The sequence below is a fragment of the Pseudonocardia sp. DxW genome (assembly GCF_058448985.1).
This window is the reverse complement of the sequence record NZ_JBZFLK010000007.1, coordinates 256,617-279,048: the sequence shown is the minus strand read 5'-3', so window position 1 is coordinate 279,048 and position 22,432 is coordinate 256,617. Positions and strand designations below refer to the sequence as shown.

Below are 22,432 nucleotides of genomic sequence, written 5' to 3'. Positions count from 1 at the left end.
CGAGATCGGGGCGGACCGGTGCAGATGGACGCTGCTGCCCGCGGGGCGGGCGGTGCTGGCGGCCTTCCAGGACCAGGACGCACCCCCGGCCCATCCCCGCACCCCCGCCGCGGCGGCGCACCCGCTCTGACGGGTGCGCCGACGAGCAGGGGGTGCGGCGACGTCGGTCGCGGCCCCGGCCGGTGCTCCCCTGCCGGCCGGTTCAGCGGTGCGGCAGTGCCGCCCCGCGGATGCTGGCGTCGAGCAGCTGCACCGGGTGCAGCAGCGGGACGTCGGCGAACCCCGGGCCGCCGGTGCCGTCGGTGCTGTTCGGGCCGTCGGTGGACCCGGGCAGGTACTTGGCGATCTGCAGCAGGCAGCCCGGGTTCGCGGTGACCACCACGTCCGGCTTCGCGTCCCGGATCTTCCCGGCCTTGCGCTCGCCGAGCTCGGCCGCTGCGTCCGGCATGATCATGTTGTAGATCCCGGCGGAGCCGCAGCACAGCGACGCCTCGGCGATGTCGACCAGCTCCACCTCCGGCACCGTCCGCAGCACCTCCCGCGGCTCGGACCGCACGCCCTGGGCGTGCCCGAGGTGGCAGGCGTCGTGGTAGGCGACGCGGCCGCGCACCGGGGTCCGCGGGGCACGCGGGCCGCCGTCCTCGGACTCGGGACGCGAGTACAGCTCGGCCAGCACCTCGTGCACGTCGCGGCAGCGCGCGGAGAACGCGGCCGCCCGGTCGGCCCACTCCGGGTCGTCGGCGAGCAGGTGGCCGTAATCCTTCATCGACGAGCCGCAGCCCGCGACGTTGGTGACCACCGCGTCGACGTCGAGCGTCTCGAACCGGGCGATCGTGCGCCGCGCCCTGGCCAGCGCGGACTCCGCGCGGCCGGCGTGCACCTCCAGCGCGCCGCAGCACTGCTGGTCGCGCGGCACCAGCACGTCGCAGCCCTCGGCGGCGAGCACCCGCAGGGTGGCCTCGTTGACCCGGTGGAAGAACACGTCCTGCACGCAGCCGGTGAGCAGCGCGACCCGGGCCCGGCGGCGTCCGACGGCGGGGGTGTGCACCGGCAGCGTGGCGAACGCCTCGCGGACCGAGACCGGCGGCAGCAGCGACTCCACGGCGGCGAGCCGCCTCATCGTTCCGGCCGGCAGCCGGCCGGGCAGCTTCTCGGCCAGCTTCCGGATCGCCGGGACGGTGCGCAGCTTCTGGTAGAGCGCGCCGGGCAGGGCAGCGGCGCGCAACCGGCGCCGGTAGGGGAACAGCGCGAAGATCGCGTCCCGGAACAGCTTGTCCGCCCGGTTGCGGGGGACGTTGCGCTCGATCTGCGGGCGCACCGACTCCAGCAGCTTGTCGTACTGCACGCCGGACGGGCAGGCCGTCACGCAGGCCATGCAGCCCAGGCAGTTGTCGATGTGCTCGGTGAACGGGCCGTCGAGCCCGATGTCGCCCTTCTCGGCCAGGTCCATCAGCAGGATCCGGCCGCGCGGGGAGTCCATCTCCTCGCCCCACAGCACGTAGGTCGGACACGTGGGCAGGCAGAACCCGCAGTGCACGCAGTCGTCGAGCAGCTCCCGCTCCGGCGGGTGGACGCCGTCGAAGGCGGACGGCTGGGCGGGGTCGTGGGTGCTCGTCATGCGTGCCTCACATCCAGGGTTCGAAGCGACCGGCGGCGAACCGGGCCTCGGGGTCGAGCTGGGTCTTGACGGCCTTGAGCAGGGCGAGTGCGGATGGTGCCGGTCCCCAGGCGGGGGCGTCCTGGGTGTCCGAGCGGTCCCGCAGCACCGACGTGCCGCCGACCGCGGCCACCGCCCGGTGCACATCGGCGACCGCGCTGCCCGGCACCGTCACGGTGGCGACGCCGGTGGCCGGGCCCGCGGTGACGGCGGTGCTGGGCAGCCCGGCGAGCAGCGGGGCGAGCCGGACCGGTGCGCACCCGATCCGGACGACGGCCCCTGGGTCGCCGGCCGCACCGGCCCCGGCGGGCGCCGCCGGGTCCGGGCCGGGGACAGCCGTCGGGTCCGCGATGCCGGCCCCGGCGAGCGCGGTCGCGGAGGTCCCGGCCGGGCCGGCCGCGGCGACGGCCGCCCGCGCCTGCTCCGGCCGGCGGGACGGGCCGCCGGTCAGCGCGGCGTGCCGGGCCCAGCCCTCCGGCCCGATCTCCCGGGCCCCGTCGCCGAGCAGCTCCAGCAGCCGCCCGGTGCGCGCGGGCAGGGTGTCGATCCCGCCCTCCAACCGGACGAGCAGCGTGCCAGGGTCGCCGGACACCCACTCGGCCGCGATCGGCTCCAGCGGGCTCGCCATCAGCCGTCGCACGTGTGCGGCGGCGGCGTCCAGGGGCCCGTCGACGGCGATGCAGGCCACCGCCTTGGGCACCGGGTGCAGCCGCAGCACCACCTCGACCACCGGGCCGAAGGTGCCGTACGAGCCGTGCATCAGCTTGGCCATGTCGTAGCCGGCCACGTTCTTGATGACGTGGCCGCCGCTGCGGACCATCGTGCCGTCGGCGAGCACCGTGGTCGTGCCGATCACCAGGTCCCGCATGCCGCCGTAGACCAGCGCGGACGGGCCGGCGTCGGCGGTCGCGAGCAGCCCGCCGACGGTCGCGCCGCGGTCGGTCCGGGCGGCGTCCAGCGCGAGCCGCTGGCCGTGCTCGGCCAGCTGTTCCTGCAGCTCGCGCACGGGCGTCCCGGCGTGCACCGAGACCGTCATGTCACCCGGGTTGTGGGTGATCACCCCGGACAGCGCGGACAGGTCGATCGTGGCGTCGGCCTCGGCGGGCCGTCCGGCCCAGTGGCGGGCGGTGCCCGCCCCGGAGATCGCGAGCCGGCCCGGGGTGTCGAGGACGGCGTCGCGGACCTCCTTCGCCGACGTCGGGCGCAGCGTGGTGGGGGCAGCGCGGGTCATGGGTTCGGGCCCTTCTAGAGACGCTCGATCAGGCCGGCTTCCTCCAGGGGATGCGGCCGGTACCGGCCCGGCTTCTCGCCGCACAGCCGTGGGGTGGGCAGCAGCTTGCCGGGATTGCAGATGTGGTCCGGATCGAAGCCGGCCCGGACCCGGTCCATCACGGCCAGGTCGTCCTCGCCGAACATGGTCGGCATCGAGCAGGCCTTGTCGGTGCCGATGCCGTGCTCGCCGGACAGCGAGCCGCCCATCTCGACGCACAGCTCGGCGATCTGCGCCGACAGGTGCTCGGCCCGCTCGGTCTGGCCCTCGGCGTCGGAGAACAGCACCAGCGGGTGCAGGTTGCCGTCCCCGGCGTGGAAGACGTTCGCGACCCGCAGGCCCGCGTCCGTGCTCATCTCCTCGATCCGCTCCAGCACCTCGGCCAGCCGGGTCCGGGGGACGACGCCGTCCTGCACGATGTAGTCCGGCGAGATCCGGCCGACCGCGGCGAACGCGGCCTTGCGCCCGCGCCAGATGTTCGCCCGCTCCTCGGGCGAGCCCGCGATGTGCAGCCGGGTGCAGCCGTGCCGGTCGCAGATCTCCTTGACCAGTGCGAACTGCTCCTCGCACTCCTCGACGGTGCCGTCGAGCTCCACCACCAGCGCGGCCGGGGTGTCCAGCGAGTAACCGGCCCCGGTGGCGCCCTCGGCCGCCTCGATCGCGAGCGCGTCCATCATCTCGACGGCGGCCGGGACGATCCCGGCGGCGACGATGTCGGACACCACCTGCCCGCCCGCGGCGACCGACGGGAAGTCGGCGAGCAGCGTGCGCATGACCTCCGGGGTGCGCAGCAGCCGCACGGTGACGGCGGTGACGATGCCGAGGGTGCCCTCCGAGCCGAGGAACACCCCGCGCAGGTCCGGGCCCTGTTGCTCGGCGGAGTCGGTGCCCAGGGTGACCTGGGAGCCGTCCGGCAGCACGACCTCCATCGACAGCACGTGGTTGGTGGTGAAGCCGTACTTCAGGCAGTGCGCGCCGCCGGAGTTCTCCGCGACGTTGCCGCCGATCGTGCAGACCTGCTGGGACGACGGGTCGGGCGCGTAGTAGAGGCCGTGCGGCGCGGCGGCCGCGGTGATCTCGAGATTGGTGACGCCGGGCTCGAGCACCGCGCGGCGGTTCTCCGGATCGACCTCGAGCACCCGGTTGAGCCGGTTCAGCCCGATGACGACGCCGTCGGCCACCGGCAGCGCGCCGCCGGACAGGCCGGTGCCCGCGCCGCGCGCGACGAACGGGACGCGGTGCCGGGCGCAGATCCGGACGCAGCCGGCGACGTCGTCGGCGGTGCGGGGGAGCAGTACGAGTTCCGGGACGACCCGGCTGCCGGTCAGCCCGTCGCACTCGTAGGCGCGGGCGCGGACCGGATCGTCGATCACGTCGGCGGCGCCGAGCAGGGCGACGAACTCGTCGTGGACGCGGCGGGCGAGGGGCATGGTTCGGTCCTCCCGGGCGTGGTCGGGCTCACGCGAGGGTACGTCGGCACGGGAGGTTCCGCGTGCCGCGTCACTTTCATGATGCGGAAAAGATAGTCCACTGGTAGAAATGCAGCCAGTCCCAGGCATATGTAGAGAGGGTGGTCACAGATGGCCGACAGCTCCGGGCTGCAGGTCGATCCGCACCTGCGCGCGTTCGTCGAGGACGAGCTCCTGTCCGACGTGGGTCTCACCGCCGAGTCGTTCTGGTCGACCCTGGCGCGGCTGCAGGAGCGCTTCGCGCCGAGGATCGCCGACGCGCTGGCCCGCCGGGACGACCTCCAGGCCCGCATCGACGCCTGGCACTCCGAGCACGGTGCCGGTTCGGTCGAGGAGTACGAGGCGTTCCTGACCGAGCTGGGCTACCTGCGCCCCGACGCCTCGCCCACGATCAGCGTGGACCGGGTCGATCCGGAGATCGCCGAGATCCCCGGCCCGCAGCTGGTCGTGCCCGCGACCGTGCCGCGCTACGCGCTGAACGCGGCGAACGCCCGCTGGGGCTCGCTGTTCGACGCGTTCTACGGCACCGACGCGCTCCCGCAGCAGGGCGAGCTCGCCCCCGGCTACGACGAGCAGCGCGGCGCCCAGGTCATCGCCGCCGCCGACGAGCTGCTCGACGAGCTGTTCCCGCTGGCCCGCGGCAGCCACGCCGGGGTGAGCGCCTACCGCGTCACCGACGACGGCCTGGTCGCCGACACCGCCGACGGGCCGGTCGTGCTCGCCGATCCCGCGCAGTTCGCCGGGCACCGGCCGACCGACGCCGACGGCCGTGGCGCCGTGCTGCTCACCCGCAACGGCCTGCACCTGGAGCTGGGCATCGACCCGACGGCCCGGGTGGGGCGCCAGCACCACGCCGGCGTCGCGGACGTCGTCCTGGAGTCGGCCGTCACCACCATCGTCGATCTCGAGGACTCGGTCGCGACCGTCGACGGCGAGGACAAGGCGGCGGCGTACCGCACCTGGCTGGGCCTGCTCACCGGCGACCTGGTCGCCGAGTTCGAGAAGGGCGGCCGGACCGTCACCCGCCGGGTCAACCCGGACCGCGAGTACACCGCGCCGGACGGCTCGGCGCTCACCCTGCCCGGTCGCTCGCTGATGCTGGTCCGCAACTGCGGCCACCACATGACCACCAACGCGGTGCTGACCGCGCAGGGCGACGAGATCGCCGAGGGCGTGCTGGACGCGCTGGTGTCCGCCGTCGCCGGGCTCTACGACCTGCAGCACAAGGGCCCGCACACGAACTCGCGGGCCGGCAGCGTCTACATCGTCAAGCCCAAGCAGCACGGCCCCGAGGAGGTCGCGCTGACCGTCGAGCTGTTCGCGGCGGTGGAGGAGGCGCTCGGGCTGAGCCCGAACACGCTCAAGATCGGCATCATGGACGAGGAGAAGCGGACCACCGTCAACCTCGGCGCCTGCATCGCCGAGGCCGGCGAGCGGGTCATCTTCGTCAACACCGGGTTCCTGGACCGGACCGGCGACGAGATCCACACCTGCTTCCGGGCGGGCCCGGTGCTCCGCAAGGGCGACATGAAGTCGACCACCTGGCTGCAGACCTACGAGGACCGCAACGTCGACGTCGCACTCGCCGCCGGGTTCTCGCACCGCGCCCAGGTCGGCAAGGGCATGTGGGCCAAGCCGGCCGCGATGGCCGAGATGATCGAGCAGAAGATCGGCCACCCGAAGACCGGCGCGAACTGCGCCTGGGTGCCCTCACCGACCGCCGCCACCCTGCATGCGCTGCACTACCTGCGGGTCGACGTGCACGAGGTGCAGTCCGGGATCGCCACCCGGCCGGTCGCGCAGCGGCGCCCGCTGCTGGAGCTGCCGCTGGCCGACCCGGCGACGCTGACGGCCGACGCGGTCACCCACGAGCTGGAGACGAACGCGCAGTCGATCCTCGGCTACGTCGTGCGCTGGGTGGGCATGGGCATCGGCTGCTCCACCGTGCCGGACCTGTCCGGCGTCGGGCTGATGGAGGACCGGGCCACGCTGCGGATCTCCGCCCAGCTGGTCGCCAACTGGCTGGAGCACGGGATCGTCGACGCCGGGACCGTGCGGGACACGTTCGCCCGGATGGCCGCCGTCGTCGACGACCAGAACGCCGGCGAGCCCGGCTATCCGCCGATGGCGAAGGACCTGGCGGGCAGCGAGCCCTTCCAGGCCGCGCTGGAGCTGGTGTTCTCCGGTGCGACCGAGCCCAACGGCTACACCGAGCGCACGCTCACCCGCTGGCGGCAGCGGGCCAAGAGCAGCGCCTGACCGTTCCGCGTCGTCATCGGCGCCCCCGGGCCCATCGGCCCGGGGGCGCCGACGTGTGTGAGGAGGAGGGTCCCCTGAACCGCCCCGCGCCCTGGGTGCGACCCGCGGCCGTGCTGTTCGGCGTCGGCTACGGCGCCAACCAGTTCAGCCCGCTGATGGTCGCCTACCGCGAACAGGGCCATCACTCGTCGACGGCGGTCGCCGCCTTCTTCGGGGTCTACGTGCTCGGGCTGGTCCCCGGCCTGCTGCTGGGCGGCCCCGCCTCGCAGCGATGGGGCCGGCACCGGGTGCTGCTCCCGGCCGCGGCGCTCGCGGTCCCGGCGTCGGCGGTGCTCGCCGCGGGCGGCGGTGCCGAGCCGCTGCTGCACGCCGGACGGCTGCTGGCCGGACTGAGCATGGGCGTCGCGATGGCGGTCGCGACGACCTGGGTGAAGGAGCTCTCGGCCGAGGGCGGCGCCCGGCGCGCCGCGCTGGCGACCACCCTCGGCTTCGGGACCGGGCCGCTGGTCGGCGGGCTGCTCGCGCAGTACGCGCCGTGGCCGACGGTGCTGCCCTACCTGGTGCACGTGCTGATCATGGTCCCGGTGCTGGCCGCGCTGCGCCGGGCGCCCGAGACGGTGCTCCCCGATCCGGGCGGCGGGCCGCTGTGGCGGGCGCTGCGGGTGCCCGCGGTGACCGATCCGCGCTTCGTCCGGCTGGTGCTGCCCGCCGCGCCCTGGGTGTTCGGCGCGGCCGCGCTGGCCTACGCCGTGCAGCCCGACCTGCTGGCGCCCGGCAGCCACGGCCTGCTGGTCGCGACCGGGCTCACCACGGTGAGCCTGGCCGTCGGGTTCGGGGCCCAGTCGCTGGCCCGCACGGTCGAGCGCCGGGGTGGCGAGCAGGCCGTCGTGCGCGCCGGGCTGGCCCTGGTGATCGGCGGGACGCTGGTGACCGTGCCGGTCGCCGTGACCGCGTCGGTGCCGGTCGCGTTCGCCGCCGCCGCGCTGCTCGGCGCCGGATACGGCTTCGTGCTGCTGGCCGGGCTGCAGCAGGTGCAGCGGATCGCCCCGCCCGGGCAGCTCGCCGGGCTGACCGCGGTCTTCTACTCCGTCACCTACCTCGGGTTCCTGCTCCCGGTGGCGCTGGCCGCTTTGTCCGGTGCCGTCGTGCGGGCCTGGCCGGTCGGGCTCGGGGTGCCCGGTGCGGGGTACCCGGTGCTGTTGCTGGGGGTGGCCGCGGTGCAGGGGCTCTGCCTGGTGCCGGTGTGGCGCGGGGTCCGGCGTCCGGCGCCGGAGCCGGTCGGGGTGTGACGGTGCATGATCCGCGTGTCGGGAGTGCTCGTGCTGTCCACGCGCACCGGCACTCCCGAAACGCGGATCATGGCGGCGACGATGATGGTCGCGTGCTCGAACTGCGTGTCTGCGCCCTGGACCACCCGGACGCTCTGAAGCTGAACGAGGACGTCCAGGCCTACTACCGCGAGGTCTACGGCGACAACGACGTGACCGTGCTCGCCCCGGAGCAGTTCACTGCCCCGCGCGGTCGCTACCTGGTCGGCTACGACGACGGCCGGCCGGTCGCGACCGGCGCCTGGCGGCCGGTCGACGCCCGCCCCGACGACCCGGTGCTGCGCGACGGCGACGCCGAGATCAAGCGGATGTACGTCGTCCCCGACGCGCGCGGGGCCGGGCACGCGCGCACACTGCTGGCGGAGCTCGAACGCACCGCCGCGGCCGCCGGGCGGCGACGGATGATCCTGGAGACCGGCACCGCCCAGCCCGAGGCCATGTCGCTGTACCGCGCCTGCGGGTATCAGCCGATCGGGAGGTTCGGCACATACCGGGACGATCACCGTTCACGGTGTTTCGGCAAGCTCCTGCGGGAGTGAGCCCCGGTACGGTGGCGGTCGAAACGTCCGGTTGCTCCGATAGGATGACGGCGGCTCCGCTGCCGTGTCCTTGCCGGCCGCCGGCTCTCCGGTACCGGGGCCGCTACTCGGCCGACTGGGGCACGAGCACACTGACCGCCCGTCCGAACACGACCCCGTGCCCCAGGAGGTATCGGTGCTCGCCATCGTGGCCGCCCATATCGTCCTGGCGTTGTGCCTCCCCGCACTCGCCCGGTACAACCGGCGGCTGGCCTTCGCGGCCGGCGCCGCCCTGCTCGTCGCCACACTCGCGTGGACGATGACGCAGGCTCCCGCCGCGCTCGGCACGGGGGTGACCGACGAGCTCGCCTGGGCACCGGAGCTGGGCCTGTCCCTCAGCCTGCGGCTGGACGCGCTGGCCCTGGCGATGATCGTCCTGGTGTCCGGGGTCGGCGCCCTCATCCTGATCTACGCGGCCTGGTACTTCGGCCCCCGCTCGACCGACGCCGCGCGGTCGGCGGCGCTGCTGGTCACCTTTGCCGGCATGATGCTCGGCCTGGTGCTGGCCGACGACCTGCTCACCCTCTACGTGTTCTGGGAGCTGACGTCGCTGACGTCGTTCCTGCTCGTCGGGCAGGGCGGCCAGTACCGGGAGAACCGGCGTGCCGCCGTGCAGGCGCTGCTGGTGACCGTCTTCGGCGGGCTCGCGATGCTGCTGGGCATCGTGTTGCTCGGCCAGCTCGCCGGGACCTACTCGATCCCCGAGATCGCCGCGGCGGCCAACGCCGGCACCCTGGCTGCGGACCAGCCGGTGGCGCTGAGCTTCGCGCTGGTGCTGATCCTGCTCGGCGCGCTCACCAAGTCGGCGCAGCTGCCGTTCCACCCGTGGCTGCCGTACGCGATGGCCGCCCCGACCCCGATCTCGGCCTACCTGCACGCCGCGTCGATGGTGAAGGCCGGCGTCGTGCTGGTGGCCCGGCTCGGGCCGGCGTTCTCGCCGTTCGCGGTGTGGTGGGTGCCGGTGGTCGTGCTCGGCCTGGCGACGATGCTGCTCGGCGGCTGGCGCGCGCTGCGCCAGACCGACCTGAAGCGGCTGCTCGCCTTCGGCACCGTCAGCCAGCTCGGCTTCCTGATGGTGCTGTTCGGCGCGGGCTCCCGGGTCGCTGGGCTGGCAGGCATCGCGATGCTGCTGGCGCACGGTCTGTTCAAGGCCCCGCTGTTCATGGTGGTCGGTGCGATCGACAAGGCGTGCGGGACGCGTGACCTGCGCGAGCTGTGCGGGCTGGGGCGGCGCAGGCGGGGGCTCGCGGTGCTCGCGGCGATCGCCGGGATGTCGATGGCCGGGCTGCCGCCGCTGCTCGGGTTCGTCGGCAAGGAGGCCGCCTACGAGGCGTTCGTGCTGGAGGGCGGGGTGCGCGGCTGGGTCGTCGCGATCGGCCTGCTCGCCGGGTCGCTGCTGACCGTTGCCTACACCGCGCGCTTCCTCTGGGGTGCGTTCGCGACGAAGGGCCCGCAGCCCACCGGCGGGGACCCGGTGCCGCTCGGCCTGTCCGGGCCGGCCTGGCTGTGCGCGCTGACCGGGCTCGCCGCCGGGTTCGCCGCCCCGGCCGTCCAGGAGCTGGCCGCGGCCTACGCCCGGCCGCTGCCCTCGCTCGGCGACGCCTACGCCGCGCAGTACGAGCTCGGGCTCTGGCACGGGTTCGGCATCGCGCTGCTGTTCTCCGCGATCGCCGTCGTCGGCGGTCTGCTGCTGCACCAGTACGGTGCGGCGCTCACCGAGCGGGTGGTGCTGCACGGGCTATCGGCGCAGCGCGGCTACGAGTCGGTGGTGACCGGCATGGAGCGGGTCGCGATCATCGTCACCGGCCGGCTGCAGATCGGTTCGCTGCCGGTTTATCTCGGCTTCATCCTGATCACCCTGATCGCGCTGCCCGCCCCGGCACTGGTGATCGGCGGGGTGCTGCCGCAGGACCAGAGCGTCTACCACTCGATCATGCAGGTTCCGGTGGGCCTGATGGTGATCGTCGCGGCGATCGCGCTGTGCCGGGCGCGCCGCCGGTTCACCGCGGTGCTGCTGGTCGGCGCCGTCGGCTACGGCATCGGCGGGATCTTCGTCATCGACGGCGCTCCGGACCTCGCGCTCGCCCAGTTCCTGGTGGAGACACTGACCCTGGTCGCGTTCGTGTTCGTGCTCCGGCGGCTGCCCGCGCACTTCGACGAACCGGACACCGAGCGCCGGGTGCGGCTGCCGAAGGCCGCCGTGGCGTCGGTCGGCGGTGTCCTGGTCGCCGGGATGGCAGTGATCTTCTCCGGCGCCCGGGTGCAGCCGCCGGCGACCACGGCCGACTTCGTCGCGTCCGCGCCCGACGCGGGAGCCACCAACCTGATCAGTGCGATTCTGGTCGACTTCCGGGCGCTGGACACCGTCGGCGAGATCACGATCCTGCTGATCTGCGCCGCCGGGACGGCCAGCCTGGTGTTGGCCACCCGCTACGACAAGAGGAAGGGCGGCCAGGTCGTGACGAGCGGGTCCGGGTCTCCGAAGCACGAGCAGGAGGTGATGGGATGACCACCTCACGTGAGGCGCCCGCGACGGCGGAGCAGCCCGGCGCAGCGGTCGCCGAGGAGTCCTGGGCCCGCTGGGACGAGCCCAGCGGCCAGTGGATGCTGCCCGGCAACTGCCCGGACACCCGTGAACGGACGCTGGTGCTGGAGGCAGCCGCCCGGCTGCTGTTCCCGACCGTGCTGGTCTTCTCGGTGTTCCTGCTGTTCGAGGGACACTACGGCCCCGGCGGCGGGTTCTCCGGCGGCCTGGTCGCCGGGCTCGCGTTCGTGCTCCGGCACATCGCGGGCGGCGACGACAACCTGGGCTCGAAGTTCCGGATCCGGCCGCCGGTGGTGGTCGGGACCGGCCTGACGATCGCAGTGCTCACCGGGCTCGCCCCGGTGCTGTGGGGCGGCGCGGTGCTGGAGTCCACCAAGTGGACGATCACCTTCGGCGACTTCGGCTACCTGGACATCGTCACCAGCCTGCTGCTCGACGTCGGCGTCTACCTGCTGATCATCGGTGTGGTGCTGGACCTGCTGCGCTCGCTCGGCTCCGGCATCGCCCGGGACGCCCGCGAGGCGGGCGAGGGCCCGCCGGGCCGCGATCTCGGTGGTGACCGATGAACATGACCATCAACCTGAGCATGGCGCTGGTGCTCGCCGTGCTCTACTCGGTCGGCTTCTACCTGCTCATGCAGCGTTCCCTGATGCGCATCCTGATCGGCATCGTGGTGCTCGGGCACGGCGCGAACCTGCTGCTGCAGCTGGCCGGCGGGCCGCCCGGCCGGGCCCCGATCCTGGACGCCGTCGGGCTCGACGAGATCACCGACCCGCTGCCGCAGGCGCTCGCCCTCACCGCCATCGTAATCACCTTCGCGCTGACCACCTACCTGCTCGCGCTCGGCTACCGGTCGTGGGTGCTGGTCGGTCACGACGAGGTTCAGGACGACGTCGAGGACCGCCGGATCGCGGCCCGGCAGAGCCCGGACGGCGCCATGGAGGAGGGCACCGCGGCGGAGACCGAGAGTTCCCCCGAGGACACCGCCGACTCGCACGAGCTCGAGGAGGGCCGCAAGTGACCCTGCTCCAGGCACTGGTCGCGTTCCCGGTGCTGCTCCCCATGCTGGGGGCCGCCGCCAGCGTGATCGTCGGACGCCGCGCGTCCCTGCAGCGGGTGATCGGCGTGGTGACCCTCGCGATCGTCTGCGTCGTCGCGGGGATCCTGCTGGTCGCCGCGGACCGGCACGGCCCGGTCGTCGCCGAGCTCGGCGGCTGGCCGGCCCCGATGGGCATCGCGCTGGTCGCGGACCGGATGTCGGCGCTGCTGCTGCTCATCTCGACGCTGGTCACCCTCGCGGTGCTGGTGTACGCGATCGACCAGCGGATCTCCGACTACGGCCGGGAGACGGCCAGCACGACGTTCCACCCGATCTTCCTGCTGCTCTCGACGGGCGTCTCGCTGGCCTACCTGACCGGCGACCTGTTCACCCTGTTCGTCGCGTTCGAGATCATGCTCGCGTCGTCCTACGTGCTGATCACCCGGCGGACCTCGGCGTCCCGGATCCGGTCCGGGATGACCTACGTGATCGTCTCGCTGACGTCGTCGCTGCTGTTCCTGACCGCCGTCGGCTTCGTCTACGCCGCGACCGGCACGGTCAACCTGGCCGATCTCGCGGGCCGGATGGAGCTGCTGCCGGACGGGCTGCAGACGGTGCTGGCGCTGGTGCTGGTCGTCGTGTTCGGGATCAAGGCGGCGATCGTGCCGCTGCACTTCTGGCTGCCCGACAGCTACCCGAACGCGCCGGCACCGGTCACCGCGCTGTTCGCCGGGCTGCTGACCAAGGTCGGCATCTACGCCCTGCTGCGCACCCAGACGCTGGTGTTCCCGCAGGACGACCCGTCGATGCTGCTGCTGGTCATCGCGGCCCTGACGATGGTGGTCGGCGCGCTCGGCGCGATCGCGCAGGACGACCTGAACCGGTTGCTGTCGTTCCTGCTGGTCAGCCACATCGGCTTCATGCTGTTCGGGATGGCGGTCTGGACGCCCGAGGGCATCGCGGGCACTGCGCTGTACGTGGTGCACCACATCACCGTCCAGGCGACGTTGTTCCTGGTCAGCGGTCTGATCACCCGGCGGACCGGGACGGTGTCGATCAGCCAGATGGGCGGGCTGGCGCAGACCGCACCGCACCTGGCCGTGCTCTTCGCCATCCCGGCGATCACCCTCGCGGGCCTGCCGCCGACGTCCGGCTTCGTCGCGAAGCTGGCGTTGCTGCAGGCCGGCGCCGGTGCCGGGCTGGCCAGCGAGATCGTCGCCGCCTTCGTGGTGGTCGCCAGCCTGCTGACGCTGTACGCGGTCGCGCGGGTCTGGGTCCGGGTGTTCTGGGGGACGCCGAAGGAGCCGCTGGTCGACAACGACCCGAACGACGAGCTGGTGGTCGGCACCGCGCGCAGCGCCCGCGGCATGTACGTCGGCGCGTCCTCGCTGGTCACGGTCAGCATCGTGATCGCGCTGTTCGCCGGCCCGCTGTCCGGGATCACCGCCCGGGCAGGGGACGACCTGCACGGCCGGGAGGCCTACCGCACAGCGGTGCTCGATCCGGGCGCAGTCGGCGCGGCGGCCGCGGCGGAGCCCGACGACCCGGGCGGAGGCACGGCGCTCGGCGCGCCCACCGCCGACGGGGCGGAGGTGACCCCGTGACCCGCCACCATCGGAGAGACGGCGCAGGCCACCGTGACGCCGGCGGGGCCGGGCGGGAATCCGGGACGGTCGGCGCGGGGCCCGACGGGGAGGCTGAGCTCGGTGTGACCGATGCGGAGACTGCCATGGAGACACCCGACCGCACGACGACGGGAGACGCCACGAACCCGACGACCTCCGACGTCACGGGCGGTGTACCGAGCGAGCCGGCCGGCACCGGGGACGGTTCGGGGACGGACGACGCCACCGGACCGGCGCCCCCGGCGGGCGGGGCGACAGGTCGTACACCGGCGAGGGTGCCCCCACCGGTGCCCGACACGACGGCCGAGCCGATGGCAGGCTCGGCACGGATCGGCAACTGGCGGCGCCGCATCCCGCAGGTGCTCGCACTGGCCCTGGTGTGGGTGCTGCTGTGGGGCAGCCTCACACCGATGGCGATCGTCGGTGGGCTGATCGTCGGCGTCCTGGTGGTGATGATCTTCCCGTTGCCCGTGTTGCCGGAGCGCCTCCCGGTGCGGCCGGTGAAGGTACTGAGGCTGATCGGGTTCCTGATGTGGGACCTCGTCGTGTCGGGTGTGCGCGTCAGCGCGGTCACGCTGGTGCACGGCCGCCACGCGAAGTCGGGCATCATCGGGCTACCGCTGTGCAGCAGCTCGGATCGCACCGCGACGACGATCGTGGCGGCGTGCGCGCTGACGCCGGGAAGCTTCGCGCTGCAGATCGACCGCCGGCGCGGCCGCTGGTACGCCTATGCGCTCGGCCTGCACCGCGCCGGCGCGGTCGACCGGGTGCGCCGTGAGCTGATGATCCTGCAGATGCGGGTGGTGGAGGCGATCGGAACAGAGGACGACGTCCAGCAGTGCCGGATCGCGATGGACGACGTCGCCGCCGGTCGGGACGCGGGGAGAGGACCGGAGTGACCGTCGTCTACGCGCTGGTCCTGGTCATGCTGACCGCGGCGGCCCTGCTCACGCTGTGGCGGCTGATGCAGGGGCCGACCACCCTCGACCGAATCGTGGCCCTCGACGTGTTCGTCGTGCTGATCGTGGCAGCGGCCGCGGTGTACGCGGCGATCTACTCGGACGGGTCGAACATCCCGTTGCTGGCCGCCGTCGCGCTGATCGCGCTGGTCGGCTCGGCGACCGCGGCCCGCCTCGTCGAACGATGGGAGCGGCACCGATGATCTCCGTGTCCGACGCGGTCTCCGCCGCATTCATGCTGACGGGTGGCCTGTCCTGCCTGCTCGGCGCACTGGGTCTGGTGCGGTTGCCCGACCTTCCCGCCCGGCTGCAGGCGACGACGAAGCCGCAGACCCTGGGGCTGCTGCTGATCCTGATCGGGGTCGCTGTGCGGCTGGAGTTCGAGAGCGCCTCCACACTGGTTCTCGTGGTGATGTTCCAGGTGCTGACCGCCCCGGTGATCTCACAGGTCGTCGGCCGGTCGGCGTACCGCAGCGGCGCGATCGACCGGGACTCACTGGTGGTCGATGATCTCGGTGAGCGGATGGAGGCAGACGCCCGCGCGGCGCGGATCACCACCCCGGCTCAGTCCTCGCACTTCTCCGACGGCGACGGCGAGGCGGCCCCCGGGGTGGGAGGCGCGTCATCCCGCAACGTCGACGGCGTCGACGGGACCCCCGAGCGGTAGGCGGCGTGCCCGACCGCGAAGCTCGCGATCGGGATCGTGAAGAGCTGCAGCGCCACAGCCACTCCGAGCGTGACCAGCACGCCGGGCTCGGGCACCAGCACGGCGACGCCGACGAGCAGCGCCACGATGCCCAGCCCGGCCGCCTTGGTGACGGCGTTGGTGCGGTTGTAGATGTCGGGCAGCCGCAGCATGCCGATCGCGCCGGAGCCGATCAGCAGCACGCCGGCGGCGACGATCGCCCCGCCGATCGTGTTCTGCACCGGGCCGCCGGTGAGCACGTCCGGCGCGCTCACGAGCTGGCCCAGACCAGCCGGGCCACCGCGACCGTGGTCAGGAACCCGACCAGGGTCGCGACGACGACGAGATCGAGCATCGCGGTCGACCCGAGCCGCAGCGCGAGCAGCGCGATCAGCCCGACGACGACCACGAATCCGTAGTCGACGGCGAGCCCGCGGTCGGCCTCGGTCGGGCCGCGCAACACGCGGTACACCGCGACGAGCAGGCTCAGCCCGAGCAGGACGAGCCCGGCGTCGAGCAGCATGGTGGCGGTCACTGGTCCACTCTCCCTTCTGCGGGGGCGGGCCGGCGCAGACAGGCGAGCAACCGGTCCTCCATCTCCTGCACGCGCGCGCGGAGCTGCCCCGGGTCGGAGGCGTGCATGCCGTGCACGGTCAGCAGCGGGTCGCGCGAACCGGTGGTCAGGTTCAGCGCGAGGGTGCCCGGGGTGAGGCTGATCAGGGCCATGATGGTGGCGATCTCGACCATGCTGCGGGACCGCAGCCGGACCCGGATGACAGCCGGATCGATGCCGTGCCCCGGCGTGAGCACCTCACGGAGGACGATCGCGTTGGCCCGGAAGAACTCACCGGTGAACCAGACGAGGAAGTGCGCCGAGGCCAGCAGCCTGCTGTCGCCGGGTGCGCGGGTACGGCGGCTCACGGGGCGCCCACCGCCCCGGCGTAGCCGGCGGTGTCGAACAGCCCGTTCGCGGCGGCCGTCGACACGGCGAGCAGCGGTTCGGCGGCCAGGCCGAGCAGCAGGCTCAGCCCGCCCAGTGCGAGCGCGGGGACGACGGCGCGGACCGGGACCCGCAGCGCGACGACCGTCCCGGCGCCGCCCGCCGGGTCGGGGACAGGTGCGTCACCGCCCCAGAACGCGCCGTTCCAGATCTTGAGCATCGACAGCAGGGTGAACACGCTGACTCCGATCGCGACGAGGGCGGCGACGATCAGCCCGGCGTCCACGGCGCCGAGCACGAGGGCGAACTTCCCGACGAACCCGGACAGCGGGGGGATCCCGGCCAACGACAGCGCGGAGACGGCGAACGCGACGGCGGCCGCCGGGCTGTGCGCGGCGAGCCCGCCGAGCCGAGCGAGGTCGCCGGTGCCGACGTGCCGCTCGACCGCGCCGGCGATCATCAGCAGCGCCGCCTTGACCAGCACGTACTGCACCATGAAGTAGATCGCGGCGGCCAGCCCGACCGGGGTGAAGATCGCCAGCCCGAGCACGATGTAGCCGAGCTGGCTGATCATGTGGAAGGTCAGGATCTGGCGCATCCCGCCGGCGCCGACCGCGGCGAGCACGCCGACCATCATGGTGAGCAGTGCGGCCACCAGGATGACGGGCAGGAACCGCGGGTCCCCGTCGAACACCACCGCGTAGATCCGGAACAGCGCGTACACGCCGACCTTGGTGAGCAGGCCGGAGAACAGCACGGTGACGGCGGCCGGTGCGACCGAGTAGGCCCGCGGCAGCCAGTTGTGCAGCGGCACCAACGCCGCCTTCACCGACAGCGCGAGCAGGATGACCGCGGTCGCGGCGGCCACCCGCGGGTCGGTCACGGCGGCGCCGGCGAGGTCGCCGAGCTGCACGGTGCCCGCGACGCCGTAGACCAGGCCCAGCCCGGCCAGGAACACGGTGGAGGCGAGCAGGTTCACCGTCAGGTACAGCCGGGCCGCGGCGAGCTGCTCCGGATTGCGGCCGGTGGCGATCAGCACGTAGCTGGGGACCAGCATGACCTCGATGAACACGAACAGGTTGAACAGGTCGGCGGTCAGGTAGGCGCCGTTCACACCGGCCAGCAGCAGCATCGCCTGCGGGAGGAACGCGCGGGTCCGGTCGGTGGCCCCGAGATCGCCGGGGCCGCCGCCGTCGAGCGCGGCGAACGCCAGGCAGGCCAGCCCGAGCACGCCGGTGACCAGCAGCATCACCGCACCGAACGCGTCGGCGGCGAGCGGGATTGCGATGCCGTCCGGCCAGCCGCCGAGCCGCTGCACGATCACCGTGCCGTCGGTGGTGACGGCGAGCAGGTAACCGGCGACTGCGGTGCAGGCGGCGACCGCGGTGAACGCGACAGCGCGGCGGGCGGCCACCGGCATCCGGACCGCGAACAGGATCAGCAGGCCTGCGGCGAACAGCGGGACCGCGACCGGCGCCATGACCAGCGCCTCGATCCCGGTCACCGGTCCTCACCCCGCGCCGAGCCGCCGGCCCGTTCGGTGCGTTCCCGGTCCGGGTCGTCCCGGGCGGCCGGGTCGTGGTCCGGATCGGACCGGGTGCCGCCGTCCCCGCCGGTCTCCTCCTCACCGGCCTTGAGCAGCGCGAGCAGGTAGACGGTGATCGCGAAGGCGATCACGATGGCGGTCAGCACGAACGCCTGTGGCAGCGGATCGGCCATGGCGGCCCGGTCCTGCTGGCCGAGCAGCGGGGGCTGCCGGTTGTACATCCCGCCCGCGGAGATGATCAGCACGTTGACGCCGTGGCCGAGCAGGATGAACCCGAGGACCACGCGCAGCAGCTCGCGCTGCAGTATCAGGTACACGCCGCCGGCGACGAGCACCGTCACGATGATCGCGGCCGTCACGGGGTGGTCCCCTCGGGCGCGGCGCGGTCCCGGCGGGCCAGCACCGGGCCGACCCGTGTCCGGCCGCCGATCCGGTCGACCGCGGCCACCATCAGCCCCACCACCATCAGATAGATCCCCAGGTCGAAGATGAAAGAAGACAGCAGCACCTCGCCGGGCAGGTACACCGGCGCGAGGAACGGCAGTCCCAGCGGGTAGACGGCGAGCCCGGTCAGCAGGCTGATCAGCAGGCCGGTGCCGACGAGCGGCTCCGGGCGCAGCCGCAGCGCCCAGGCGTCGCCGCGGTGGGCGAGCCGCAGGAACAGCACGGCGACCCCGCCGACCAGCGACGAGATGAACCCGCCGCCCGGCTCGTCGTGTCCGCGCCACAGCAGGAACAGCGACAGCGCGAGCATCACCGGGAACAGCACCCGGCTCGCGACCCGCATCACGACGGTGTCGGCGGGCCCGTCGCGGGCGAACCGGCGCGGCGCCCCGGCGTCCCCGGTGCCGCCGGGGCTCTCGTCGCTGGTCCGCCGCAGCAGCACGAGCAGGCCCAGCGCGGCCGCACCGACGACGACGGCCTCGCCGAAGGTGTCCATCCCGCGGAAGTCGACCAGGATGGTGTTGACGACGTTCGTGCCGCCGGTCGCCTCCTGTGCGGTGTCCACGAAGTACCCGCCGACCTCGGACGGCGGGCGCCGCCCGGTCAGCACGAACGTGGCGGTGCCCAGCGAGAGCCCGGCGGCGAGCGCGGTGAGCGCGGCGGGGGTGGCGCGCATCCGCGCGGGCCGCCGCAGCCGTTCCCCGCGCCCCCGCAGCACGAGCACCGCCACCACCGTGGTCAGCACCTCGACCAGCAGCAGGGTCATCGCGACGTCCGGCGCCCCGGCGAGCAGCAGCCACAGCGCGGTCGCCAGCCCGGCGAACCCGGTCAGGGTCAGCGCGGCGAGCACCGAGTGGGTCACGGCGGCGCCGCCGACCGTCGCCAGTACCAGCACCACGACCAGCCAGTCCAGGCCCTGCACAGCCGGTCCGGGGTACCCGGGCAGGGCCGGGAGGCCGATCCCGGCGACGACGGCGAGCACCGGCAGCAGCAGCACCGGCCGGGCCAGCACGGCGGCCGGCGTCGGGTCGACGTCGGGCTTCCCGACCAGGCCGCCGAATTCGATCACCCGGGCCCGGATCCGGTCGTAGACCGCGGAGCCGTCGGGCACCCACAGCCGTTGCAGCAGGGCGTCCACCCGGTGCCGCCAGTGGAACAGCGCGTAGCCGGCGGCGAAGGTCACCAGGGACAGCAGCAGCGCCGCGTTGACGCCGTGCCACAACGCGAACGTCGCGGGCTCGGCGCCCGGGTGCAGGTCGGTGGTGGCCCGGTCGGTCAGCGGGTTCAGCACGTCGACGCCGAGCCCCAAGGCCAGGCCGAGCACCGCGGCCACTGCGGCCGGGGCGAGGAACGCCTTCGACGGCTCGTACAGGTCGGGCTGGGTCAGGGTGCCGCCGAACGCGCCGTAGACGATGCGCGCGCTGTAGGCGAACGTCAGCGCCGAGGCGATCACGGCCGTCACTGCGGCGACCGGTCCGGCGCCCGGCGCGAAGTCGGCCTCCAGGAAGCCCTCGTAGAGCGTCTCCTTGGAGACGAACCCGATCAGCGGTGGGACGCCGGCCATCGACAGCGCGGCGATCCCGGTGAGCGTCGCGGTGACCGGCATGACCCTCCGGAGCCCGCCGAGCTCGCGGACGTCCCGGCTGCCCGCCTCCTTGTCGATGATCCCGACCAGCATGAACAGGGTCGCCTTGAACAGCGCGTGCGCGAAGGTGTGCAGCACCGCGGCGGACAGCGCGTAGGAGGTGCCGACGCCGATCGCGGCCGTCAGCAGGCCCAGCTGGCTGACCGTGGACTGGGCGAGGATCGCCTTCAGGTCGTGCTCGCGCAGCGCGAGCACGGCGCCGACGACGGCGGTCAGCAGGCCGAGCGGGACGAGCACCATCGACCACGCCGTCGTCGGGACGTAGACCGGGGAGAACCGCATCAGCAGGTAGATGCCGGCCTTCACCATCGTCGCGGCGTGCAGGTAGGCGCTGATCGGGGTCATCGCGACCATCGCGCCGGGCAGCCAGAAGGTGAACGGCAGCTGCGCGGACTTGGTCGCCGCGGCCAGGATCAGCAGGGCCGCGGCCGGCACCGCGAGCGGGCTGGCGAGCACCACCTCGGGGTTCCCGACGATCACGCCCAGGTCGGTCGTCCCGGCCGCCACGCCGATCATCACGACCGCGCCGAGCAGCGCGAAGCCGCCGGTCGCCGTCACCACCAGCGCCCGGCCGGCGGGCAGCGCCGCCTTCGGCCCGGCGGTGTTGATCAGCAGGAAGGACAGGATCGTGGTGAGCTCCCAGAACACGTAGAGCAGCACCAGGTCGTTCGCGGTGACCAGGCCGATCATCGCGGCGGCGAAGCCGGTGAGCAGCCCGTAGACCGTGCCGACCGGGTACCCGTCGCCCATGTAGCGGGCGCTGTAGGCCATGACGAGCGCGCCGACGCCCAGCACGATCGTCACGAACAGCAGTGACAGGCCGTCCATCCGCAGGCCGAACGAGACGCCGAGGGCCGGCATCCAGTCCCAGGACGCGGTGAGGACGTCGCCGTCGACGATCGCGCCGGCCGAGGTGTTGGCGTAGACGCCGAGCGCGGCCAGGCCGGCTGCGAGCGGGTAACCGGCGTTGCGGCCGGACAGGCGGGCGAGGAGCGGGGCGGCCAGCGCGAGGAGGACCGAACCACCGAGGACGATCAGCGGCAGCACCGGGCGAGCGCCTCCGTCCGGGATCCGGGGGTCGGCGCCAGCAGCGCCCTGATCGACAGCACGCCCGATTCTTACCCACCCGCGACGTTTCCCAACCCGCCAGGGTGGACACCCCGTTGGTTTGCGCGGCGCATCCTCCCGGGGGGCCCGGCGGGCCGCCGCGGCGGCGCTCGTACCCTCCCGGTGTGCCCCTGTACGCGCTCGGTGACACCGAACCGGACATCCACCCCACCGCCTACGTCCATCCGGACGCGGTGGTGATCGGCAACGTGACCCTCGGCCCGGAGTCGACGGTCTGGCCGACCGCGGTGCTGCGCGGCGACGACGGCCGGATCGAGGTCGGCGCGCGCACCAGCATCCAGGACGGCTCGATCATCCACACCACGCTGCGCGAGCCGACGATCATCGGCGACGAGGTGACGGTCGGGCACAACGTGCACATCGAGGCGTCCACGATCGCGAACCGGGCGCTGATCTCGTCCGGCTCGGTGGTGCTCAACGGCTCCCGGATCGGCGAGGGCGCCGTGGTCGCCGCGGGTGCGGTGGTCTCGCCGAACGCCGAGGTCCCCGCCTACCGGATGGCGCTCGGCGTCCCGGCCCGGGTGCGCGAGGGGTACGAGGTCGCCGCGGACCGCTGGCGGCACTCGGTGGAGTCCTACGTCGAGCGCGGGCGCCGGTTCCGCGATCAGCTGCGGAAGCTGGAGGGCTGATGGCCGGGAAGCCGTTGCACGAGGTCGTCGAGGCGGGCTGGGCGCAGGCGCTCGAACCGGTCGCCGGGACGGTGACCGCGATGGGCGAGTTCCTGCGCGCCGAGATCGCCGCGGGCCGCCGCTACCTGCCGGCCGGGGCGAACGTGCTGCGCGCCTTCCAGCAGCCGTTCGACCAGGTGCGGGTGCTGATCGTCGGCCAGGACCCGTACCCGACGCCGGGGCACGCGGTCGGCCTGTCGTTCTCGGTGGCGCCGGAGACCCGGCCGCTGCCGCGCTCGCTGCAGAACATCTATCGCGAGTACTGCGAGGACCTCGGGCATCCGGCGCCGTCGTCGGGGGACCTGACGCCGTGGACCGAGCAGGGCGTGCTGCTGCTCAACCGCTGCCTCACGGTCGCCCCCGGCGAGCCCGGCTCGCACCGCAACAAGGGCTGGGAGGAGATCACCGAGCAGGCCATCCGGGCGCTCGTCGCGCGGGACGCCGAGCCGATGGTGGCGATCCTCTGGGGTCGCGACGCCCGCAACCTCGCGCCGCTGCTGGAGGACGTGCCGATGATCGAGTCGGCGCATCCCAGCCCGATGTCGGCGGACCGTGGCTTCTTCGGGTCGCGGCCGTTCACCCGGGCCAACGACCTGCTCGAGGAGATCGGCGGGGATCCCGTCGACTGGAAGCTGCCCTGACCGGGG

General features: G+C 73.4%; 21 protein-coding genes. 12 read left to right on the top strand and 9 right to left on the bottom strand.

Going from position 1 to position 22,432, the window contains the following annotated elements:
- Nucleotides 1-202 precede the first annotated feature (202 nt).
- Genes ACVJO7_RS13750 through ACVJO7_RS13740 form a run of 3 tightly spaced genes read right to left on the bottom strand, consistent with a single transcriptional unit; the run spans nt 203 to nt 4,357 of the window.
- Entirely contained in the window at nt 203-1,618 is a 1,416-nt protein-coding gene (locus ACVJO7_RS13750; RefSeq protein WP_491673180.1) for a (Fe-S)-binding protein, read from the bottom strand.
- 7 nt (nt 1,619-1,625) lie between these two features.
- Nucleotides 1,626-2,888 (bottom strand): FAD-binding oxidoreductase, encoded by a 1,263-nt coding sequence (locus ACVJO7_RS13745; protein WP_491673179.1) that lies wholly within the window; start codon nt 2,886-2,888, stop codon nt 1,626-1,628.
- A 14-nt stretch (nt 2,889-2,902) separates the two neighbouring features.
- Entirely contained in the window at nt 2,903-4,357 is a 1,455-nt protein-coding gene (locus ACVJO7_RS13740; RefSeq protein WP_491673178.1) for an FAD-linked oxidase C-terminal domain-containing protein, read from the bottom strand.
- A gap of 150 nt (nt 4,358-4,507) precedes the next feature.
- Here ACVJO7_RS13740 and ACVJO7_RS13735 point away from each other — a divergent pair, with 150 nt between their 5' ends.
- From ACVJO7_RS13735 to mnhG, 10 genes are all read left to right on the top strand, one after another.
- Nucleotides 4,508-6,655, top strand: coding sequence for a malate synthase G (locus ACVJO7_RS13735; RefSeq protein WP_491673177.1), 2,148 nt, complete (start codon nt 4,508-4,510; stop codon nt 6,653-6,655).
- 95 nt (nt 6,656-6,750) lie between these two features.
- Nucleotides 6,751-7,944: an MFS transporter gene (locus tag ACVJO7_RS13730; protein ID WP_491673176.1), complete on the top strand. Its 1,194-nt coding sequence runs from the start codon at nt 6,751-6,753 to the stop codon at nt 7,942-7,944.
- Between the two features lie 92 nt (nt 7,945-8,036).
- A complete protein-coding gene (locus tag ACVJO7_RS13725) occupies nt 8,037-8,522 on the top strand; it encodes a GNAT family N-acetyltransferase (protein ID WP_491673175.1) in 486 nt (161 codons plus the stop codon).
- Between the two features lie 175 nt (nt 8,523-8,697).
- Nucleotides 8,698-11,070: a hydrogen gas-evolving membrane-bound hydrogenase subunit E gene (mbhE, locus tag ACVJO7_RS13720; protein ID WP_491673174.1), complete on the top strand. Its 2,373-nt coding sequence runs from the start codon at nt 8,698-8,700 to the stop codon at nt 11,068-11,070.
- Nucleotides 11,067-11,672: an MnhB domain-containing protein gene (locus tag ACVJO7_RS13715; RefSeq protein ID WP_491673173.1), complete on the top strand. Its 606-nt coding sequence runs from the start codon at nt 11,067-11,069 to the stop codon at nt 11,670-11,672. Before mbhE (ACVJO7_RS13720) ends, ACVJO7_RS13715 begins: the two co-directional genes overlap by 4 nt.
- A 2-nt stretch (nt 11,673-11,674) precedes the next feature.
- Nucleotides 11,675-12,127 (top strand): Na(+)/H(+) antiporter subunit C, encoded by a 453-nt coding sequence (locus ACVJO7_RS13710; protein ID WP_344025029.1) that lies wholly within the window; start codon nt 11,675-11,677, stop codon nt 12,125-12,127.
- A complete protein-coding gene (locus tag ACVJO7_RS13705) occupies nt 12,124-13,749 on the top strand; it encodes a Na+/H+ antiporter subunit D (RefSeq protein WP_491673172.1) in 1,626 nt (541 codons plus the stop codon). The genes ACVJO7_RS13710 and ACVJO7_RS13705 overlap by 4 nt, the downstream gene beginning before the upstream one ends.
- A 308-nt stretch (nt 13,750-14,057) precedes the next feature.
- Nucleotides 14,058-14,669 (top strand): Na+/H+ antiporter subunit E, encoded by a 612-nt coding sequence (locus ACVJO7_RS13700; protein WP_491673171.1) that lies wholly within the window; start codon nt 14,058-14,060, stop codon nt 14,667-14,669.
- The gene (locus ACVJO7_RS13695) at nt 14,666-14,932 is read left to right on the top strand and encodes an MrpF/PhaF family protein (RefSeq protein ID WP_491673170.1); all 267 of its coding nucleotides are present in this window, start codon (nt 14,666-14,668) and stop codon (nt 14,930-14,932) included. Before ACVJO7_RS13700 ends, ACVJO7_RS13695 begins: the two co-directional genes overlap by 4 nt.
- Nucleotides 14,929-15,396 (top strand): monovalent cation/H(+) antiporter subunit G, encoded by a 468-nt coding sequence (gene mnhG / locus ACVJO7_RS13690; RefSeq protein WP_491673169.1) that lies wholly within the window; start codon nt 14,929-14,931, stop codon nt 15,394-15,396. The genes ACVJO7_RS13695 and mnhG overlap by 4 nt, the downstream gene beginning before the upstream one ends.
- Here the strand turns inward: mnhG and ACVJO7_RS13685 are convergent.
- The 6 genes from ACVJO7_RS13685 to mbhE (ACVJO7_RS13660) are packed head-to-tail and all read right to left on the bottom strand — an operon-like array spanning nt 15,294 to nt 21,036.
- Nucleotides 15,294-15,689, bottom strand: a complete 396-nt coding sequence (locus ACVJO7_RS13685) for a cation:proton antiporter (RefSeq protein ID WP_491673168.1) — start codon at nt 15,687-15,689, stop codon at nt 15,294-15,296. The genes mnhG and ACVJO7_RS13685 overlap by 103 nt on opposite strands.
- The gene (locus ACVJO7_RS13680; RefSeq protein WP_491673167.1) at nt 15,686-15,949 is read right to left on the bottom strand and encodes an MrpF/PhaF family protein; all 264 of its coding nucleotides are present in this window, start codon (nt 15,947-15,949) and stop codon (nt 15,686-15,688) included. Before ACVJO7_RS13680 ends, ACVJO7_RS13685 begins: the two co-directional genes overlap by 4 nt.
- Entirely contained in the window at nt 15,946-16,335 is a 390-nt protein-coding gene (locus ACVJO7_RS13675) for a Na+/H+ antiporter subunit E (RefSeq protein ID WP_491673166.1), read from the bottom strand. Before ACVJO7_RS13675 ends, ACVJO7_RS13680 begins: the two co-directional genes overlap by 4 nt.
- A complete protein-coding gene (locus ACVJO7_RS13670) occupies nt 16,332-17,858 on the bottom strand; it encodes a monovalent cation/H+ antiporter subunit D family protein (protein WP_491673165.1) in 1,527 nt (508 codons plus the stop codon). The genes ACVJO7_RS13675 and ACVJO7_RS13670 overlap by 4 nt, the downstream gene beginning before the upstream one ends.
- On the bottom strand, nt 17,855-18,259 hold the full coding sequence (locus tag ACVJO7_RS13665; protein ID WP_491673164.1) for a sodium:proton antiporter: 405 nt from the start codon (nt 18,257-18,259) through the stop codon (nt 17,855-17,857). Before ACVJO7_RS13665 ends, ACVJO7_RS13670 begins: the two co-directional genes overlap by 4 nt.
- A complete protein-coding gene (gene mbhE, locus ACVJO7_RS13660; protein ID WP_491673163.1) occupies nt 18,256-21,036 on the bottom strand; it encodes a hydrogen gas-evolving membrane-bound hydrogenase subunit E in 2,781 nt (926 codons plus the stop codon). Before mbhE (ACVJO7_RS13660) ends, ACVJO7_RS13665 begins: the two co-directional genes overlap by 4 nt.
- Nucleotides 21,037-21,221: 185 nt before the next feature.
- On the opposite strand from mbhE (ACVJO7_RS13660), the gene ACVJO7_RS13655 reads away from it, so the two are divergent.
- Both ACVJO7_RS13655 and ACVJO7_RS13650 read left to right on the top strand, forming a co-directional pair.
- Nucleotides 21,222-21,746 (top strand): gamma carbonic anhydrase family protein, encoded by a 525-nt coding sequence (locus ACVJO7_RS13655; RefSeq protein ID WP_491673162.1) that lies wholly within the window; start codon nt 21,222-21,224, stop codon nt 21,744-21,746.
- Entirely contained in the window at nt 21,746-22,426 is a 681-nt protein-coding gene (locus ACVJO7_RS13650) for a uracil-DNA glycosylase (RefSeq protein WP_491673161.1), read from the top strand. The genes ACVJO7_RS13655 and ACVJO7_RS13650 overlap by 1 nt, the downstream gene beginning before the upstream one ends.
- Nucleotides 22,427-22,432: the final 6 nt, after the last annotated feature.

Bases quoted from the DNA above. Each gene is read 5' to 3' on its own strand.
- ACVJO7_RS13750 (WP_491673180.1), bottom strand. From the start codon at position 1,618: ATGACGAGCACCCACGACCCCGCCCAGCCGTCCGCCTTCGACGGCGTC.
- ACVJO7_RS13745 (WP_491673179.1), bottom strand. From the start codon at position 2,888: ATGACCCGCGCTGCCCCCACCACGCTGCGCCCGACGTCGGCGAAGGAG.
- ACVJO7_RS13740 (WP_491673178.1), bottom strand. From the start codon at position 4,357: ATGCCCCTCGCCCGCCGCGTCCACGACGAGTTCGTCGCCCTGCTCGGC.
- ACVJO7_RS13735 (WP_491673177.1), top strand. From the start codon at position 4,508: ATGGCCGACAGCTCCGGGCTGCAGGTCGATCCGCACCTGCGCGCGTTC.
- ACVJO7_RS13715 (WP_491673173.1), top strand. From the start codon at position 11,067: ATGACCACCTCACGTGAGGCGCCCGCGACGGCGGAGCAGCCCGGCGCA.
- ACVJO7_RS13710 (WP_344025029.1), top strand. From the start codon at position 11,675: ATGACCATCAACCTGAGCATGGCGCTGGTGCTCGCCGTGCTCTACTCG.
- mnhG (WP_491673169.1), top strand. From the start codon at position 14,929: ATGATCTCCGTGTCCGACGCGGTCTCCGCCGCATTCATGCTGACGGGT.
- ACVJO7_RS13650 (WP_491673161.1), top strand. From the start codon at position 21,746: ATGGCCGGGAAGCCGTTGCACGAGGTCGTCGAGGCGGGCTGGGCGCAG.